The sequence below is a fragment of the Enterococcus rotai genome (assembly GCF_001465345.1).
Classification (GTDB): Bacteria; Bacillota; Bacilli; order Lactobacillales; family Enterococcaceae; genus Enterococcus_L; species Enterococcus_L rotai.
This window is the reverse complement of the sequence record NZ_CP013655.1, coordinates 1,867,523-1,886,112: the sequence shown is the minus strand read 5'-3', so window position 1 is coordinate 1,886,112 and position 18,590 is coordinate 1,867,523. Positions and strand designations below refer to the sequence as shown.

General features: G+C 36.9%; 15 protein-coding genes and 1 pseudogene. 2 read left to right on the top strand and 14 right to left on the bottom strand.

Annotated features, from left to right (window positions below; all coding sequences use genetic code 11):
• The first annotated feature begins 220 nt into the window (after positions 1 to 220).
• Positions 221 to 2,394 (top strand): annotated as a pseudogene (locus ATZ35_RS08670) (HelD family protein).
• A 109-nt stretch (positions 2,395 to 2,503) separates the two neighbouring features.
• On the top strand, positions 2,504 to 3,094 hold the full coding sequence (locus tag ATZ35_RS08665; protein ID WP_208926905.1) for a hypothetical protein: 591 nt from the start codon (positions 2,504 to 2,506) through the stop codon (positions 3,092 to 3,094).
• A gap of 325 nt (positions 3,095 to 3,419) precedes the next feature.
• Here ATZ35_RS08665 and ATZ35_RS08660 read toward each other — a convergent pair whose 3' ends face one another.
• From ATZ35_RS08660 to murQ, 14 genes are all read right to left on the bottom strand, one after another.
• The gene (locus tag ATZ35_RS08660; RefSeq protein ID WP_208926904.1) at positions 3,420 to 3,944 is read right to left on the bottom strand and encodes a GNAT family N-acetyltransferase; all 525 of its coding nucleotides are present in this window, start codon (positions 3,942 to 3,944) and stop codon (positions 3,420 to 3,422) included.
• Between the two features lie 18 nt (positions 3,945 to 3,962).
• Positions 3,963 to 4,322: an HIT family protein gene (locus ATZ35_RS08655; RefSeq protein WP_208926903.1), complete on the bottom strand. Its 360-nt coding sequence runs from the start codon at positions 4,320 to 4,322 to the stop codon at positions 3,963 to 3,965.
• A gap of 135 nt (positions 4,323 to 4,457) precedes the next feature.
• Positions 4,458 to 5,690 carry a hypothetical protein gene (locus tag ATZ35_RS08650; protein WP_208926902.1) on the bottom strand — a complete coding sequence of 411 codons (1,233 nt, stop codon included), beginning with the start codon at positions 5,688 to 5,690 and terminating at the stop codon, positions 4,458 to 4,460.
• 196 nt (positions 5,691 to 5,886) lie between these two features.
• Complete coding sequence (gene metG, locus ATZ35_RS08645) at positions 5,887 to 7,896, bottom strand: methionine--tRNA ligase (protein ID WP_208926901.1); 2,010 nt, start codon at positions 7,894 to 7,896, stop codon at positions 5,887 to 5,889.
• Positions 7,897 to 8,056: 160 nt separating this feature from the next.
• Positions 8,057 to 9,235, bottom strand: coding sequence for an NAD(P)-dependent malic enzyme (locus ATZ35_RS08640; RefSeq protein WP_208926900.1), 1,179 nt, complete (start codon positions 9,233 to 9,235; stop codon positions 8,057 to 8,059).
• Positions 9,236 to 9,266: 31 nt separating this feature from the next.
• Positions 9,267 to 10,631: a class II fumarate hydratase gene (gene fumC, locus ATZ35_RS08635; RefSeq protein WP_208926899.1), complete on the bottom strand. Its 1,365-nt coding sequence runs from the start codon at positions 10,629 to 10,631 to the stop codon at positions 9,267 to 9,269.
• 131 nt (positions 10,632 to 10,762) lie between these two features.
• Complete coding sequence (locus tag ATZ35_RS08630; RefSeq protein WP_208926898.1) at positions 10,763 to 12,151, bottom strand: amino acid permease; 1,389 nt, start codon at positions 12,149 to 12,151, stop codon at positions 10,763 to 10,765.
• A gap of 81 nt (positions 12,152 to 12,232) precedes the next feature.
• Complete coding sequence (locus tag ATZ35_RS08625) at positions 12,233 to 13,096, bottom strand: GRP family sugar transporter (RefSeq protein ID WP_208930397.1); 864 nt, start codon at positions 13,094 to 13,096, stop codon at positions 12,233 to 12,235.
• A 269-nt stretch (positions 13,097 to 13,365) separates the two neighbouring features.
• Positions 13,366 to 14,391, bottom strand: coding sequence for a two-component system sensor histidine kinase SapS (gene sapS, locus ATZ35_RS08620; RefSeq protein ID WP_208930396.1), 1,026 nt, complete (start codon positions 14,389 to 14,391; stop codon positions 13,366 to 13,368).
• Between the two features lie 14 nt (positions 14,392 to 14,405).
• Positions 14,406 to 15,080 (bottom strand): two-component system response regulator SapR, encoded by a 675-nt coding sequence (gene sapR, locus ATZ35_RS08615; protein ID WP_086279881.1) that lies wholly within the window; start codon positions 15,078 to 15,080, stop codon positions 14,406 to 14,408.
• Between the two features lie 134 nt (positions 15,081 to 15,214).
• Positions 15,215 to 15,424: a hypothetical protein gene (locus ATZ35_RS08610; RefSeq protein ID WP_208930395.1), complete on the bottom strand. Its 210-nt coding sequence runs from the start codon at positions 15,422 to 15,424 to the stop codon at positions 15,215 to 15,217.
• Between the two features lie 1,010 nt (positions 15,425 to 16,434).
• Positions 16,435 to 16,923, bottom strand: coding sequence for a MepB family protein (locus tag ATZ35_RS08605; protein WP_208930394.1), 489 nt, complete (start codon positions 16,921 to 16,923; stop codon positions 16,435 to 16,437).
• 287 nt (positions 16,924 to 17,210) lie between these two features.
• On the bottom strand, positions 17,211 to 17,630 hold the full coding sequence (locus ATZ35_RS08600) for a PTS sugar transporter subunit IIA (RefSeq protein ID WP_208930393.1): 420 nt from the start codon (positions 17,628 to 17,630) through the stop codon (positions 17,211 to 17,213).
• 53 nt (positions 17,631 to 17,683) lie between these two features.
• A complete protein-coding gene (murQ, locus tag ATZ35_RS08595; RefSeq protein ID WP_208930392.1) occupies positions 17,684 to 18,583 on the bottom strand; it encodes an N-acetylmuramic acid 6-phosphate etherase in 900 nt (299 codons plus the stop codon).
• Between the last annotated feature and the right edge of the window lie 7 nt (positions 18,584 to 18,590).

The following is an 18,590-nucleotide window of genomic DNA, read 5'->3' as shown; positions in this document are numbered from 1 at the left end:
GTATGTTTCAAAACAAAAGCGTGGTAGATACGTCAGCGTAGCTAAATAGCACAGCATCTTTATTCTACGACATTTGCTTGTCTATCTTCTATACTTTATCACATTTTAAGCAAAAGCTGAATGGACAGCTCCGATAAATTATCAGCTTCTTATAATCGCATTATCCAAAAAAATAGCTTATACTATTCGGTCACGGCAATTTATGTCAGGAGGAATCAATATGTCAAATGATCACACACAAGAAACCCAACATTTGCAACAAGTTTATGCAGAATTAAGTCAAGCCAGAGAAACGTACCAAGCTGCTATTGACGAAGTTAGTACTACAGGAAAATCTGTATTGGAGCAATTTGGCGGTGATACTAAATTAAATTTTGATAGTTACTCAGATAATCTGGAAACATTTGCCATGATGGAGATGAAAAATAGAGAAATCGATCAATTAAACATCCAAAATGCGACTGCAGCTAAGCAACTTGAAAAAGTCGAGCGATTACTAAAAGTTCCCTATTTTGGAAAATCGATGTAACCTTTTTAGATGCGGATGACGATCGTGATGTGTTTTATATTGGCATGAATGATTTTACCAATTTGGATGGAGACTCACGAATCTATGACTGGCGTTCACCTATCGCTTCTCTTTTTTATAATAATGTTTTAGGTGACAGCAGTTATCTAGTTAATAAAACGGAGATTCCTGTAACCTTAAATCTGAAAAGACAATTAATCATCGAAGAGGATCATCTGATCAATTTCTTTGATACGAGTCTAGCGATTCAAGATGATATTTTACTCCATTCATTGGAAGCGGACTCTTCTCAATATATGAAAGATATTACGACTACGATTCAACAAGAGCAAAATGAGATTATTCGTGATGAACGTCATCCACTACTTTTAGTTAATGGTATTGCCGGTAGTGGAAAGACATCTGCCATCATGCAGCGAATTGCCTATTTACTTTATAATCATCGGACACAAATTACGGCTGACGATATTTTACTACTTTCGCCGAATTCGACTTTTATCGATTATATATCCCAAGTATTACCCAATTTAGGTGAACGGAATCCTTTAAATCTGACCTTACTGCAATTTCTTAAATTTACCTTTCATGAAAAAATGCCAATTGAAAGTGAAGCAGCTTATTTCAATCGGATCACAGCCGCACAAGTGAATACTCAGCAGAAAATCATTCAATCTCAAGCATTTGCTGCATTTATTCAGTCATTCGATGATCCAACGCTGATTCAACAATCTTTGTTCCAACCGATTTTATTCAAAGGTAAACCAATTTTCTCCGCTGAACTGATTTTTAATTTATATCAAGAAACACCGAATACTTTATCGATCAGAGACAGATTATCTGCAACAAAAGAAAAATTATCCAGCTTATGGAATCGTTATCTGATTAAACAATCTAAGTCTAAAAAAATGATCGATCAAATGCAAGATCTGACTGAAGCGGAACAATTGCGTTATTTTGATATGATTTTTACCGAAGATGATGAAGAACAACTGACAGAATTTGCATTGCAACGGTTACAAAAAAAATACCGAAAAGTTACTGATGCAATTGCTGATGTGGCGTGGTTTGATCAATGGTTACTCTTTGAAGCGTTGTATCAACAGTACCAAAATACCCCTTATAAAAGAACAGCATCAGCTTATACTGCAGACGAAGTTGTAAGCCTACTACTGATCAAAGATAAATTTATTGAAGATTTATCCAATCGACAAATGGCTTTTATTTTGGTAGATGAGGTCCAAGATTATACTGAAGCTCAAATTCTTTTACTGCTGAAACTATTCCCGCAAGCTAACTTTACTTTGGCAGGAGATGAAAATCAGGCTATTTTTAATACATCAATCAGTTTTATGGAATTGAAAGAGTTATTATCTGTTTCTAGCCGTTCAGTCACTTCTTATCAATTATTGAATAGTTACCGTTCAAGCAAGGAAATCACGCAACTTTTCCAAACGTTAGTAACAAATCATGAAAAGCTCAAAATCGTATCGATCCGAAAAGATGGTGAGAAACCTATGTTTATGCCTTGTGAAAATCAAGATGCTTACTTAGAAACACTCACTGCACTTTTAGCTTCCTTATCTCCTGAAGAAGCGACCGTAATCATTACAAAGACTGGAATAGAAGCAGAAGAATTAAAACAACAATTGACTACAAACAGTAACATTCCTAAGGCTCAAATCCTTTCTATTGATATGGCTAAGGGTCTTGAATTTGATAATGTGATTATTCATGATCCTTCAACATTACGCTATGGAACAACGGAACGCGAGAAGAAAATTCTTTATACAGCGATTTCTCGTGGAATGAAACAGGTATTTTTACCTTACGTTGGAGAGCTGTCTCAATTGCTTAAAGATAAATAGCTATTAAAGATCATTCAAAAAAAACAGACTTTAGTCCGATGCTTTTATCCTTTTTCAGCAGTAAACTTAATTCCTGTCTGATTTTTAATTTGATAGGAGGGAATGCTGTTTGAAAAATTTATTCGAAGAATCTGACTTTCTCAAAACAACGATTCGAAAGAACGTAACGATTGAGCGAAAACCTCAAGTTAATACGATTTGGCACTGGGTATTACTGATTCTATTTGGTTTATTAGCTTATGGAACAATGACGCAACAGCTTCTTCTGATCGCACTTTTCGTTGTGATAGCGGCAATTGTCAAAGGTCCTCTAATGCTTTTATGGGGCGCTATCTATTCCGCTTTGATCGCCTTTTTCCCACCGCTTGGACTCTTATTGTCAATTGTATTTTTCTTGATAAATCTTGGAACAGTCGCAAAAAGTTGGCGGATTTCCTTAACTAGTGCCTATTTCTATTTGGTTCCTCTAATTGGCAGTATTCTTAGAGCTGTCATAAAGAATGAGCCGACCTATGCTGTTTTGGTGTTTGTTGCCGTTAGTGTCTTAGGGTTACATTTTTTACTTCATTGGCTATACAAAAATAACAGCTTGAGCCGAAGCCTGACTTGGTCGATCATTAGTGTTCCTTATGCCATAATGATTATGTTGTTACCGACTCGTTTCCATAGACTTAAATCAACTAAAAAATTAAAATTTTAATACTTTTCTCTGCTCATGTTTTCCTTCAACATTATGAGCGGAGTTTTTTTATCCACACTCATATGACATAAATCCTATTTCAAATGACAATACTCCATATCTTTCTTAGAATAAACCTTCTATTAGGAGGAACGAACTCCTGAAAAAAACAAGAACAGAAATTTTAGCCGACTTTCGTCAACAAATCGCCGCAGGAAACATTTTATTAGGTGTGGGGGTAAGAACCGATATTTTCGCCAAATTCGTTCCGCTCCTCTAAAAATGGGGTGGAAACAGAAGCAGTTAATTCCTCTAACTAATCAGGCATTTCTTCTGTTTCACCCCTTTACTCGCTATTTTTTGTCGCTGCTAGTTCAATCGAAAATCTCTGAACTATAGTTCCTTCAACCAAATATTCGGCGGACAATATCCCTCCATTTTTTTGGATTGTCTTTTTCGAACCCTTATTTATTTTGTCACAGGTAAGCATTACTTTAGAAAATCCACGCTTTTGAAAAATTTCTAGCGATTGAGCAAGTAGCACATTGGCATACCCTTTTCCCCGTTCAGAAGGCACGACACCAAAACCAATATTGCCGCCAATCTGTACTAGTCCCTCGGTCAACTTGTATCTTAATTGAACAGCTCCAACTAATTTGTTTTCTACTTCCAGAAAGAGTGTCTCTGCTGGAACAAAATCGTTCTGTTCACTATGTTTATCTTGTTCAAGTTTCACTAGCCATTCTTGAAAGGTTAGACCATTTAAATAAACAGATGATGGAGTTATTTTAGATGCTCCTGCTTCTGTCCATTCTTTGACAAATGCCAAATACTTTTGTTCATCTGTTGAAGTCAATTCTCTTAGAATCATTCCACATTCCCTCCATTTTTAATACTGTTGTTTTGATGGGATCACGCCTCTTACTCCACCTTTTGGGTTTGTCATGTCACCAATATATCTAGGAATCAAATGTATATGGCAGTGCATAATACTTTGACCTGCATTGATGCCACAATTTGTCCCAATGTTGAATCCATCTGGTCGATAGCTCTCTTCTACTATTTTTTTAGCAACTTTGAGTAATTCGTCAATTGCACCCTTTTCCGCTATAGATAAATCGAAATAGTCCATTTTATGTTTTTTCGGTATGATTAATAAATGTCCTTTACTAACAGGAAATCGATCATAAAAAGCACCAGCTAAATCATTTTCTATAACAAAATCTGTTACGCCACAAAATACACACATGTTTTTCTCCTTTACCCGATAGATTCTTACTACCTATTATAGTCCAATCAATTGCATCTGAATATACAAAAAAAGATGCTCTCTGCGCTAGCCAGTCTGGACTTAACTGCAGAAAACATCGTTTTTATTCTTTTTTTAAATCGCTCCACCTTTTAATGCTTTATCCAAGGCGTCGTTTAATTTTTTCATTTGCTCTTCATTGAAAATCTCTTTAGCGCCTTCACGTGCTTCTTTCGCATTTTCTTCTGTTACGGCACTTGGGTTAGCTTCGATTTGTTTGATCATTGCATCTAATTGCTCATACATCAATTTTTGAATTTCAGGATCATCTTTTAAATCACTATAATCAATTGAGTCATCTTCTAAATCTAGATCAGAATTATCTGTTGCTGCTCCAGTAATATTAGACAAAATAGCTTCTAATTCATCTTGACTGATAATCTCTTTTTTACTTGGCATTTTGATCTTTCCACTATTTTTTTGTGGTGTAACAGCCATTGTCATCACAATGCTCATTTTAGCATCGTCTTCATCTGTTGCAGCTAATGCCATTTCCATATCAAGTGCTTTTGTTTTTTGATTGATGCTGATCTTAATATCCATTTTATCTAGATCATTTTTTAAAGATTTGATCGCGTCTTTCATTTCTTTCGCATCGCCAGATTTTTTGTAGTCTTTATCTTCTTTGGCAACTTCATCGATTTTTTCTAGCATTTTAATGATTTCTTTTTTGGTAAACGTGTGTGTGACAACATCTTTGTCTTGTGTAAATGTTTTCTTATCAAAGCTTTCGATCAGCTTCTTCATTTCGCGACCCATTTTAGAATCCTCAGCGTTTGTAAAGGTTTTGTTCTTCAATGGATTGGCTTTTTTATCTAATTCACCGGAAGTCAATGTATCGCCTGCTTCAGCAATATCAATGTATTTTCCTTTTAATTTATTCAAATCGCTTTTACTTAGTTCTATTGGGTAATTAAATGAATTGGCTATATCCAGCATTCCTGAAACAAAACTTGTCGACATGAAATACTTGTCTTTCTCTCCAACAAATTGGAATGGTAATTTTTCGCCAAATAGATTCGCTGTGATTTCCATTTCCATTGCTTCTGTTTTGTCATCGATCGCATATTTTCCGTCGATACTCATATCTTTTAATTGGCTAGCGAACATTTTGACATATGCGCCGCCTTCATCACCATCATACTCTAAATCTTTGATCTTCATTTCAAAACTAGCTGCGTTATACTCGTCTCCCTTAGAATTAAGAAACGCATTAGTAAATTCTTTTCTTGGATCCGATCCACAGGCTGCTAATAAAAAGATCGCAACTCCTGTTATAATCCCCAACATGTACTTCTTCATCTTCATCAAACATTCTCCTTGTTTAGTAACTCAATTTTTTTGGTTCTATCATAATGATACAATAAAATATATCCTTTTGATATAAATTTTAGCGATATTTTCCAAAATATTCGATTTATAAAAAAAAACCAGAACGTCTGTCTAATTTTTTTATTAGACAAACACTCTGGTTCTTTTTGGTTTAATGATTTTTGCACGTCAACTATGCGATACTTGCTCCGTTTGGCATATCTTTTGGTGCATCAATGATTTGTAATTTACCGTCTGAAGATTCGGCTGAAAGAATCATTCCTTGACTGATCTGTCCACGCATTTTTCTTGGTTTTAAGTTTGCTACGATCACAACTTTTTTACCAATCAAGGCGCTTGGATCTGGATAAAATTCTGCAACCCCAGACAGAATTTGACGATCTTGTTCATCGCCTGCATCTAAGCGGAATTGTAATAGTTTATCCGCCCCTTTGACTTTTTTACAGTCAATGACTTCAGCTACTTTCAATTCTACTTTATCAAAATCTTCATACTTGATTTCTTTTTCTTTTGTTGAAATAAGCTTTGTTTCTTCAGGGTCCCATTTGATTTCTTCTGTTGTTGTTTGAGCATTTTGACTCATTTTCTTTTGAATATACAGAACTTCAGTATCAATCTCTAAACGAGGGAAAATAGGTGTTCCTTTGGCAACAACTTTTACCTCAGTTGGAAATTCGCCGAAATGGATTGCTTCCATATTCATTGTTTCAGGATCTAACCCTAATTGTTCAAAGATTTTTGTCGGAGTCTCTGTCATCACAGGCTGTAATAAAATCGCTACGATACGTAAGCTTTCAGCTAAGTGAACCATAACACTGTCCAACTCATTTTTCTTTTCTTCATCTTTCGCTAAAACCCATGGTTGTGTTTCATCAATATATTTATTGGCACGGGAAATCAGAGTCCAAACCTCAGCAATCGCTGTGTTGAATTCCATTTTTTCCATTGATTCATGATATTTCCCAATCACATTTGCCGCAGTTGTTGATAGCTCACTATCAAATGGAGTAACTTTTGAGGCATACGCTGGAACATGTCCCTCACAATATTTATTGATCATAGCAATCGTACGATTTAAAAGATTGCCTAAATCATTTGCTAAATCATAATTTAAACGAGAAACAAAATCTTCTGGTGTGAACACACCGTCACTACCGAATGGAATCGCACGTAATAAGTAATAACGTAGCGCATCTAGACCATAGCGATCAACAAGTATCTCAGGATAAACAACATTCCCTTTAGATTTAGACATTTTTCCGTCTTTCATCAATAACCAACCGTGACCAAAAATTTTCTTCGGTAATGGTAAGTCTAACGCCATCAACATAATTGGCCAATAAATCGTATGGAAACGAACGATTTCTTTTCCGACCATATGAACATCTGCCGGCCAGTATTTTTGAAATAAGCTATCATCGTCCGAACCATAACCTAAAGCGGTGATATAGTTTGATAAAGCGTCGATCCATACGTAAACCACATGTTTTGGATCATTTGATAGCGGGATTCCCCAAGAAAATGTTGTACGTGACACAGCCAAATCTTCTAGACCAGGTTTGATAAAATTATTGATCATTTCATTTTTACGTGATTCTGGTTGGATAAATTCTGGATGTTCATTGTAATATTCCAATAAACGATCCGCATATTTACTCATACGGAAGAAATAAGATTCTTCCTTAACTAATTCAACTTCATGACCGCTCGGTGCTTTACCACCAATCACTTTGCCTTCTTCATCACGATAAACTTCTGCTAACTGTGTTTCAGTAAAATACTCTTCATCTGAAACCGAATACCAGCCTTCATATTCGCCAAGATAAATATCCCCTTGTTCTAATAAACGATCAAAGATCTGCTGAACTGCTTTTTTATGGTAATCATCCGTTGTACGGATAAATTTATCATAGCTGATATCAAGTGTTTTCCATAGTTTTTGAACATCTGCCGCCATTTTGTCGACATATTCTTTTGGTGTAACACCTAATTCTGAAGCTTTATTTTCAATTTTTTGTCCGTGTTCATCCACACCCGTTAAGTAAAATACGTCAAAGCCCATCAAGCGTTTGTAACGGGCCATTGCATCACAGGCAATCGTTGTATAAGAATTGCCGATATGTAGTTGTCCGCTTGGATAATAAATCGGGGTAGTGATATAAAATGTTTCTTTTTCTGACATGTAGAAACATCCTCCTTTTAGCATTCTCTTGAATTTACTCCTAGATAGTATACCATACTTGGCTTTATTGAACTAGAAATCCTTGTATTTTATCTAGATAAAAAAGCTTCTGCTAGCTTATTGTTGAAACTCTAGCAGAAGCTTTGCGTTTCTTTTGTACTTATGCTCGAACAAAACCGTCTTGAACAGCTGTTTCAGCCACTTCTCGAATGATGACGTCAACCAAGTCTTGATTAAATGGTGAGGGAATAATATATTCACTCGTCAACTCTGATTCCGGGATGATTTCTGCGATAGCTTTTGCAGCAGCTAATTTCATATTTTCCGTAATTTTCGTTGCACCTGCGACAAATGCGCCTTTGAACAACCCTGGAAAAGCTAAGACATTATTGATTTGATTAGGATGATCAGAACGCCCTGTTCCAACAACTGCTGCGCCTGCATCGATTGCATCTTGGTAATCAATTTCGGATTCTGGATTCGCCATTGGAAATACGATTGCACCAGTATTCATGGATGCCACCATTTCTTTAGTTACTAGTTTAGGTGCAGATACTCCGATAAATACATCTGCCCCTACCATTGCTTCTCCTAAAGTTCCTTGGAAATTTTCCCCGTTCGTAATTTCTACGATTTCTTTTTCTAGAAAATCCATTGGTCTTTTCATTGTTTTCGATAATGCACCATCGATATTAAAGGCAATGATATTCTTTACACCAAAATGATGGAGCATTTTTATAATGGCACTGCCGGCAGCTCCAGTTCCTGACACAACTACGTTGATCTCATCTACTTTTTTATTTACGATTTTTAACGCATTGATCAATGCTGCTATTGTAACGATTGCGGTGCCATGCTGATCATCATGAAACACTGGGATATCCAATTCTTCAATTAAGGTACGCTCGATCTCAACACAACGTGGCGCAGAAATATCTTCTAAGTTGATTCCGCCAAAGGTTGGGGCCATCGCTTTGATGATGCTGATGATCTCTTTTGGATCTTTTGTGTCTAAACAAATGGGGATTGCATCGATCCCAGCAAATTCCTTAAATAGCAACGCTTTTCCTTCCATAACAGGTAACGCTGCTTTAGGACCAATATCGCCTAATCCTAATACGGCTGTGCCATCTGTTACGACTGCCACGGTATTGCCTTTCCAAGTATAATCATAAACAGAATTTGGATTGTCATGAATTTTTCTACACGGTTCTGCAACTCCTGGCGTGTAAGCCAATGATAGATCCTCTTTTGTTTTTACTTCAACCTTTGAATGAACATCGATTTTTCCGCGCCATTGTGCATGTGCTTTTAAGGCTTTTTCATAAATATCTGTCATTTTTTCTCGTCCTTTCCAAATGAACCACTGTTTATTTTCCTAGCATTTGCTCTGGTTTGACCCAAGCATCATAGTCCGCTTCTGTCACTAATCCCAAAGCCAGTGCTGCTTGCTTTAATGTGGTATTTTCTTCAAATGCTTTTTTAGCGATTTTTGCTCCATTATCATATCCAATATAAGGATTTAACGCCGTTACCAGCATCAATGATTGTTCGACATACTGACTCATTTTTTCTTGATTCGCTTTGATTCCAACTAAACAATGTTGATTAAATGAACGCAAGCCATCAGTCAATAACTCAATACTTTGAAGTAAATTATAAGCGATTACGGGCATATAAACATTCAATTCAAAGTTTCCTTGTGAAGCGCTAATGCCAATGGTCGTGTCATTGCCCATCACTTGAACAGCGATCATTGTTAACGCCTCACATTGAGTTGGGTTGATTTTACCAGGCATAATGGAGCTCCCAGGTTCATTAGCAGGAATCGTGATTTCCCCTAAACCACTACGAGGACCACTTGCCATCCAGCGAATATCATTTGCCATTTTCATCGCATTTGACGCTAAGGCTTTTAAAGCACCCGATGTAAAAACAGCTGCATCTTTGCAGGCTAATCCGTGAAATTTATTTGCATCTTCTGAAAATCCAATCTTAGTTTCTTCATTCAATTGGTTAAAAAATACCTCGACATATTCCTTCGAAGCATTCAGCCCCGTTCCTACTGCCGTACCACCAATCGCCAATTGTTTCAACTCGTGTAAGGATAATTCCAACATTTGAACATTATGCTCCAGACCTGAACGCCAGCCACTGATTTCTTGTGCAAAAGTTACAGGTGTTGCATCTTGTAAATGAGTTCGGCCGATTTTTACGATTTTTTCATTTTCCGATTCAAGCTGATGTAAAGTCTGGATCATCTTCTTCATGACAGGAAACAGCTGCTCTTCAATCATTTGCACTGCTGCTATATGGATTGCAGTTGGAAAAACGTCATTGGAACTTTGCGACATATTAACATGGTCATTGGGATGAACCGTTACACCCTTTTCTGCAGCTAAATGAGCAATCACTTCATTCACATTCATATTCGTTTGGGTACCACTGCCTGTTTGCCATAAAGATAATGGAAACTGTTCGTTCACCTCTCCTTTCATGATTCTATCAGCTGCTGTTTGGATCGCCTTGCTGATCGCTGTTTCCAATTTCCCCGTTGCTTCATTTGCTTTAGCGGCATTCTTTTTGACTAAAGCTAATGCCTTGATTAGCGCAATGGGCATTTTTTCGATCCCTATATTGAAATTTTGGCGACTACGTTCGGTTTGAGCACCCCAAAATGCTGTTTCTGGTACTTGAATTTCTCCCATAGAGTCTTTTTCGATGCGGTAAGACATTCTTTGAATCCTCCCTTTTTTTATTTACTCTCACTATACTTTAAACGAATCACGATTTACAGTGAAATTCATTTTTTTTCGAAAAAGAACTCAAAAAAATCAGTAACCACTACGATCACTGATTTCTACTCTTAATTATTCTCCTTATTTTCATTACTATGTTTATAACCATAACCAAAATAAATCACAAAACCTAAGACTAATGCTATCGCAAAAGCTTTCCACGTCGCTGCTTGCAACTGTAACATCAATCCAATACTCACGATCACTAACAAAATTGGAACAAATGGAACAAACGGAATTTTAAATTCCCCTGGTTTGGGATCACCGGCGACTTTTCTTAAGCGAATAATTCCGATTGCCATCACGATCAAGTACATCAATGTCACAATATTCGTCAATTCCGCTAATAACTCCATCGGTACTAATCCAGCAAAGATCATTGTACATACACCTGCAACATAAGTAGCATTTTTCGGTGTCCGATTTTTTTCATCGATTTTGCTCATAAATTTGGGTAGTAACCCATCTTTACTGATCGCATAAATAATTCTAGCTAAGCTATACATCATCGAAATCGTCACAGTTAAAAGGGTTAAAATTGCGCCAACAGAAATGACACCCGCTACGCCATCACGCTGCACAAAACGCATCGCAAATGCTACTGGATCTTTTACGCCAAGTGCATCAAATGGAACGATCCCAGTTAATATCAAGGTCACGATCACATACAAAACAGTCGCAATAATAATCGACCCAATAATTCCTTTTGGGATATCCTTTTGAGGATTTTTCACTTCTTCTGCGGTCATACTTACAGCATCAAAACCTAAGAAGGCAAAGAAAACCACAGCCGCCCCACTCACGACTCCAGAAAAACCAAAAGGCATAAAGGGTTGCCAATTATCAGGTTTTACATAGAAAATACCAACGATTAAGAACAATGCAATAATCCCAAACTTCACAAATACCATTACATTATTCAAACGTAAAGCAGTTTTAGCTTCTAATGATACCCAAAACATAACAGCAAATAAAACCAATACTGCGATCAAATCAACATACGTACCCTTAGCTGGGTTATACGCTCCACTCAAAGCTTTCGGTAAATCAATACCAAGACTGTTCAAAAATCCGTGAACATAACCAGACCATCCTGAAGCAACAGATGAAACCGCTAAGAAGAATTCACAAATTACTAGCCAGCCTGTCATCCAAGCAACTAATTCTCCAAAAACGACATACATGTAGGCATAAGGGCCACCAATTGCCGGAATCCTTGAAGCAAACTCGGCATAACATAACCCTGCTAAAACAATGGCTCCTGCTGCAACTAAAAACGAAAGTGACAACGCAGGACCTGCATATTGTTCCGCAGCAACACCTGTTACAACAAAAATCCCAGTCCCAACAATTGCCCCGATTCCTAGCATGATCAAATCCATTGTTTTTAAATCCTTTTTCATAGCACTTGGCTCACTTGAAACAGCTGTCAGCTCTTTTTTCCGAAACATCGACATTTCTTTTCCTCCAGTAAATCAATCCATTTTCTAACATAATAATTGCTAATTTCCTCATAAAAAGAAGCGTAAATATGACATTTACGCTTTCATATACCCTAAAAGGATACCACCTAAAATGACGAATAGGCAACCAATTACGACATATCTCATTTCTTTTTTAGACTTGGTTTCGCCTAAAATATAAATACCGCCTAATGTGGAGATAATGATCCCCATTTGAGATAAAGAGAAACTGATTGCTAAACCAAGTTGTCGCATCGTCAGTAACATACAAATATTTCCTAAGCCCCACAACAGACCACAGCTCATATTGCGCCAAACATACCGATCCAGCTTAACCTTTTTAAAAGCAAAGAAGCTAGCACCAATCAACATCCCGATACTTTGAGGTAAAATAATCCCCATCGGATCAAGTCCGGCTGCATTGATAATAATCGTATATGCGCCATAACCGATCGTTGAAAAAATCAACGCCCGCAAGCCTTTATTAAAATCCAACATCGTATTCGATGTTTTTACACCACTATCATCATCTTGCCTAGCCGTTAGATAGGCACCTAATACTAATAAACCAAGAGCAATAAAGCCTAAAATATAATCTCGACTGCCTTTCCATTCATGAAAAAAGAGCGCTCCAGCAATCGTATTCACGATCAACTGCATCCCCGTTGAAACAGGTAACCCAACCGATACACCTAAATACTTCATTCCGTGAAATTGCTGATTTTGCCCGACACTCCAGAATAAACCAGATAAAATACCAATTACAACCATTTGAATAGTGATCGCAGGTTGAACAATGAAAAAGATGATCGTCGAAAAGAATAAGGCCCCAATCGTCATACCTAATGTTTGCTGATTAGCACTACCGCCGATTTTGCCGCTGACAAGACCAATACTACCCCAAGCAAACATCGGGATCAACGCTACTAATATCTCCATAATAAGCTCCTATCAAAAGTTTGATGTGTTAAGTCTAACAATAAAAGCGTTTGCTATACAACTATACGAGAGCAAAAAGTTTACTAAAATTTCTCTCATTATTTGTATTATGAAAAATAAGAGAATATTGACTTGAAGGAGCGTACTCTATTTAACAATAATGTATGCAAAAACCTTTATAAATTCTATATTTTCCAATGAAAGAAGAACAAGCAAAAATAAAAAAGCCTACATTGAGAAAAAATGATTCCATTTCTCAACGTAGCTATCTATCTTCTCTCATTGAAATAACTTAAAAACGGAAACAACAATTTCACAGTCGTGCCTTCTCCTTCAACTGACTCCATTGTCAATTGATGGCCTAACTTATCCGCCAAGCTTTTAGCTAAATACAAACCTAAACCAGTGGAATGCTGTTCACTAGTCCGACCATTTTCTCCTGTAAAGCCTTTATCGAAAATCCGGTGCTGATCTTCTTTAGGAATCCCAATCCCAGTATCCTTCAAGGATAGCCAAGCCCCTTCTTTGGTTCTGAAAATAATAACCGTGATCTTACCGCCTGCTGGAGTATATTTGATGGCATTACTGACAAGTTGTTTAAAAATAAAGGCCACCCATTTTGCATCTGTCAGCACCATTTGGTCGTCACCTTCAATCGAAAACTGCAAACTCTTTTGAATAAAATAATTCCCTTGTGTCCGAATCACCGACTGAACAATTTCTTTCAACGAATATTCTTGGATCAAATAATCTCTGGAAAAACTATCCAATCTAGCATAGTAAAGAACTTGCTCCACATATTCATCGATTTTGCTTAACTCATTTTCGACTAAATAATATTTCTTTTCTGGAATATCGTCTTCAATCGATTGTAGTACTAAATTGACAGCCGCTAACGGTACTTTAATTTCATGAACCCAGGAATCAATATAATCTTTTTGATCCTGTTGATTGTTGATTGCTTGCTGCATCACTTGCTGGTGTTCCACCAATAACCCGTTAATATAGTCCTGAGCCAGTTTTTCTTCTGCTTTTGAGGCTTCACCTAGATAATGTTGCAAAGATGGCGGATGTTCTGAAATATCTAAAGAACGCCACCAGCTTTTCTTTAATGAATAATCGATTGTTAAAAATAAAAGTAAAAACAACCCTTGTAATAAGACCAAATACCCAATAACCGATGGATTCACGACCATATCTGGAGAAAGCCACAAAATAAAACAAGTCACTCCAATAAAAAATAACCAGCCAATCAATAACAACCAATGATCTTTTAAATATTTCCCAATTGTCATTTTCTGCTCCTATTCTATGGCACGATATAGCCCTGTCCCACTTTGGTCTCAATATAGCCTTCAAGACCTGCTTGTTCAATTTTTTTTCTTAAGCGGTTGATATTGACGGTCAATGTATTGTCATCCACAAAGCGTTCGTCTTCCCATAAAGCGCGCAATAATTTTTCTCGTGTCAAAATTTTGCCATGTTTCTTGATCAAAATATAGAGTAAACGGTATTCATTTTTACTTAAATCAATCACTTCACCATTGATTTCCATACTACCATTATCTACATTTAAAGTAATACCATTATGAGACATGATCTCACTGCCGACTTCTGAGTAGTTATACGAGCGACGTAAAAGTGCATTGATTTTCGCAATCAGCACATCGATTTGAAATGGTTTTGTGACAAAATCATCTGCTCCCATATTCATTGCCATAATCATATCCATATTGGTACTTCGGCTGGAAATAAAAATAATCGGAATTTTGGAAATTTCACGGATTTTCTGACACCAATAATAACCGTCAAATACTGGGAGATTGATATCCAACAATACCAATTGCGGATCTTCTCTTTGAAAATCTTCTAACACATGATTAAAATCTGTCGTTCCGAATGTATCAAACTGCCATTTTTGCAACTCTTCGCTGATTAGCTCACGAATCGTTGTCTCATCTTCTATGATCATGATCTTTGCCATTTGCTGACCTCCTGTTGTTTCTTTCTATTGTACCTTATCAGAAAATCTGCGTCATTCATATAGGACTTTTAGCCGAATTTTTAAGAAAAAAATGAAGGGAAACTAATTCTAGCTTTCCTTCACTCTTTCAATACTTACTCCAAAACCGCAACGCCACTATCCGATATTGCTTTTCCGATAAACAAAAAAAACCCGTCTAACAGTAAAATCGTCATATTTACACCAAAAAAGATCGATAATTTTTCGATTCCTTGGATTTTTTCTTTCGTCCTAAGAATCAGATATAAGATAAAGTTACTGCCGTATGTGAAAACCGTCAGCACTAAAACAAGTTCTATCAACATTGTTTTTGCTCCCCACAGCTTCATTATATTTTTGGATACACTTACATTTTACGCTAACTAGTGCCTTTTTTAAAGGAAAGACTGTCTACAGTATTTGATTAATTGGTCAGCTACAAAAAATGTCTGGATAAACAGTGGGAGCAAACGGTCCTCCACGCTTCAAGGATCGGAGTGAAACGAGAACCGTAGATGCAGAAGCAATCCCTAAAAATGATAGTCTCTTGTATCATCCTTACGTCTCTTTTACTTTATAAATTAATGTCATTATCCCACTGATTTTGTTCAGCACTCATTAAGTCATTAGTTACGCCACATTTACTTTAGTTTTTGGTAGATATATTTTTCAGACCTATTCACAACAATTTAGCGATTCACGTAACTTTTTTCAAACCCTTTATTGACCCTAAAAGGGTTTTCCTATAAAATGGGGATAGATAGAAACGAATAGGATAAAAAAAAGCACTTCATGATTTAGCTACCAACTAAATCATGAAGCCCTGAACAGTCAGTGAACACCTGACCAATCAAGTTGCTTAAGCCAATATTTATACATTGACATCTTCCATTTTACTCAATTTTGACAGAAATTTCTAGAGGTTTATACTAGTTTTTTCTGACTTGAAGATGTTTATGCTTATTTATTGAACTTACAATGGCGTTGGATATGTGTCCAACGCCATTTTTTTGTGTATTCGTTTCTATCTAAAAGAACACTTGCTTACTTTTTAAATCTTAACATATAATAGTCAACCAACCATTGACTATATTAAACGCTGATCCCAACCAGCTTTTACCCATTCTCCTGGATGATTTATTAAGTAAGCAGTGATTCTTTAACGAATAGTCAATTACTACTCCCAAGTATTCTTTAAGGAAACACAACGATCAACATCAACGTACTCTTTTTCAATACTTCCTTTATACGAAGATGATTGTTTGTATTTTCTTTATTGCTGACTATTAAAGCGAGAAATAAGCTTTGTTGCTTATTTCTTGTTTTTTTGTCTACACTAGTCAAAATACAGCTGTTGCAATACGCTCACATCCCACGTGTCTGTTAAATCAATAAAATAAGGGCTTTGCCATTGCTGAGTTTTGCTGGCTGTTTTATTCAAACCCATAACCCAATCCGGATAAAGGCGCAGGGCCATCTTTCCTTTGATCGAGCTGGTTGTCAAAATATGTTGCTCAGCTAAAATGGCCTTGGGAAATATAAACTGCCCGACCTTCTCTTGATCAAAGATCGTGATGATCCATTTTTCTGGTGCAGAGATACTCTCATATGGCTGATTTTTATTTGCCGCATCTTTTTCCCAAAAAGCAACAAAGTAGCCTAATTTTTTAGGCGTTATTTTAGCTTTCCTACTTCTGAATGTTTGTTGGCCGATTGAAAAGGTTAGACCTTGATAGTCTTTATTTTGTTCCTCGACTTCGAGATTTTCTAAAGGTAGACCACTAATTTGGTCTACTATTTTTAGTAAATAATTCAATGATTCCATTGTTGCACTCCTTTCCAAGAAATTTTATTGTATCATGTAGATTCAAAAAAAATAAAGGATTCCTGCAAGTAATATGTTTCAATAACTGAAAAAGTGACTGAGACATAACCCTATGAGTTACAGCTCAGCCACATGGAATTAGAGTAAACGGTGGAATCAGAATCAATCACCACACTTCATTTCGATTACATTGTCGAAAATCAACATGAATAGAATGAATCGCTATAGAGTAGTACCTACTATGTGAAGGCTTCAGAAATATGGATATTCTGCCCTAACCTCAAATTTCATTCTTCATACTCCTCTTCATCGTCTAGTTCAGGAAGCTCGATCTTCTCCACTGCATTTTTACCTATATCAGATAAACAATCGACCAATTCATCGATTTCCTCAATTGGCGAGACTGCAGCTTCTATCACCATCGCTAAGTTTAAGCCAGATAAAACACGTAAATTCGGTCGAGCGTTCATCTGCATCAGCGCTACATTGCACGGCGTTCCACCTTTTAGATCAGCTATTATCAACACTGGATCATTGCCCAACGGTTCAAGTAGCTTTAGTAATTTATCTGTTGTGCCGGACAGGCCATCAACTTCCGTCATAGAAACAACAGTTGCTTCTATTAAATCACCAACGATCATTTTAGCTGATTGTACTGTTTCAGCTGCCATTTTACCGTGGCTCATTAAAATTAATTTAGGTTTCATTCTTGTTCCTCCACTCAAACATCCTTCTTAGTTCTTGCACTCTATTTTAGCCATTAGCCTATCTCACTAAGAACAGCTGAAATACGCCGATTATGTTGATTCAATAGCGCTTGCGCATCAGCTAATCCGATTTGTCCTTGAATCATTACAATAGCTTCTGCTACGTGATTATGTGCCAAATTCAAATATTCTTGTGCAGTCGTTTGCTCAACACCTGTTGCTTCATGAATAATCTGGATCGAACGCTGAATCAATTTTTCATTTGTTGGTTGAACATTGACCATCAGATTCTGATAGACATTTCCTACTTTGATCATAATCCCTGTTGAAAACATATTTAAAACCATTTTTTGGGCCGTTCCTGCTTTCATACGAGTTGAACCTGTGATTACTTCTGGTCCGACCACAGGAGCAATACCAATTGCCGCCAATCGATTCATTTCACTCGCTTCATTACACGTAACAGCGATTGTCAAAGCGTTTACTTTTTCACCATATTCTAGCGCACCGATTGCATAAGGCGTTCTTCCACTAGCCGCAACTGCAATTATTACGTCTTTATCCGTTAAGTTACATTTTTTTAAATCTGCTTCTGCTAGTTCTTTTGAATCCTCGGCTCCTTCTACTGCGTGAAACATGGCTTCTTTTCCACCTGCAATCAGGCCAAATGCTTTGTCAGGTGATACGCTGTATGTCGGTGTCAGCTCAATTGCATCCAATGTTCCTAAACGGCCAGATGTTCCTGCACCGCAATAAATCAAACGCCCGCCATTTTGATAACGCTCAGCGGCTTGATCGATCGCTTGGGCTACCTCTGGCAAGACTTTTTCCACGGCTAACGCAACTTTTTGATCTTCCTGATTAATGATTTTTACCATTTCAAGTGTTGATAATTGATCGATAGTTGTACTTGCAGCATTTCGTGACTCAGTAGTCAATTCATCTAACTTCATCCTACAT

Bases quoted from the DNA above. Each gene is read 5' to 3' on its own strand.
- ATZ35_RS08660 (WP_208926904.1), bottom strand. From the start codon at position 3,944: ATGATTCTAAGAGAATTGACTTCAACAGATGAACAAAAGTATTTGGCA.
- ATZ35_RS08655 (WP_208926903.1), bottom strand. From the start codon at position 4,322: ATGTGTGTATTTTGTGGCGTAACAGATTTTGTTATAGAAAATGATTTA.
- ATZ35_RS08650 (WP_208926902.1), bottom strand. From the start codon at position 5,690: ATGAAGATGAAGAAGTACATGTTGGGGATTATAACAGGAGTTGCGATC.
- metG (WP_208926901.1), bottom strand. From the start codon at position 7,896: ATGTCAGAAAAAGAAACATTTTATATCACTACCCCGATTTATTATCCA.
- ATZ35_RS08640 (WP_208926900.1), bottom strand. From the start codon at position 9,235: ATGACAGATATTTATGAAAAAGCCTTAAAAGCACATGCACAATGGCGC.
- fumC (WP_208926899.1), bottom strand. From the start codon at position 10,631: ATGTCTTACCGCATCGAAAAAGACTCTATGGGAGAAATTCAAGTACCA.
- ATZ35_RS08630 (WP_208926898.1), bottom strand. From the start codon at position 12,151: ATGTCGATGTTTCGGAAAAAAGAGCTGACAGCTGTTTCAAGTGAGCCA.
- ATZ35_RS08625 (WP_208930397.1), bottom strand. From the start codon at position 13,096: ATGGAGATATTAGTAGCGTTGATCCCGATGTTTGCTTGGGGTAGTATT.
- sapS (WP_208930396.1), bottom strand. From the start codon at position 14,391: ATGACAATTGGGAAATATTTAAAAGATCATTGGTTGTTATTGATTGGC.
- sapR (WP_086279881.1), bottom strand. From the start codon at position 15,080: ATGGCAAAGATCATGATCATAGAAGATGAGACAACGATTCGTGAGCTA.
- ATZ35_RS08610 (WP_208930395.1), bottom strand. From the start codon at position 15,424: ATGTTGATAGAACTTGTTTTAGTGCTGACGGTTTTCACATACGGCAGT.
- ATZ35_RS08605 (WP_208930394.1), bottom strand. From the start codon at position 16,923: ATGGAATCATTGAATTATTTACTAAAAATAGTAGACCAAATTAGTGGT.
- ATZ35_RS08600 (WP_208930393.1), bottom strand. From the start codon at position 17,630: ATGAAACCTAAATTAATTTTAATGAGCCACGGTAAAATGGCAGCTGAA.
- murQ (WP_208930392.1), bottom strand. From the start codon at position 18,583: ATGAAGTTAGATGAATTGACTACTGAGTCACGAAATGCTGCAAGTACA.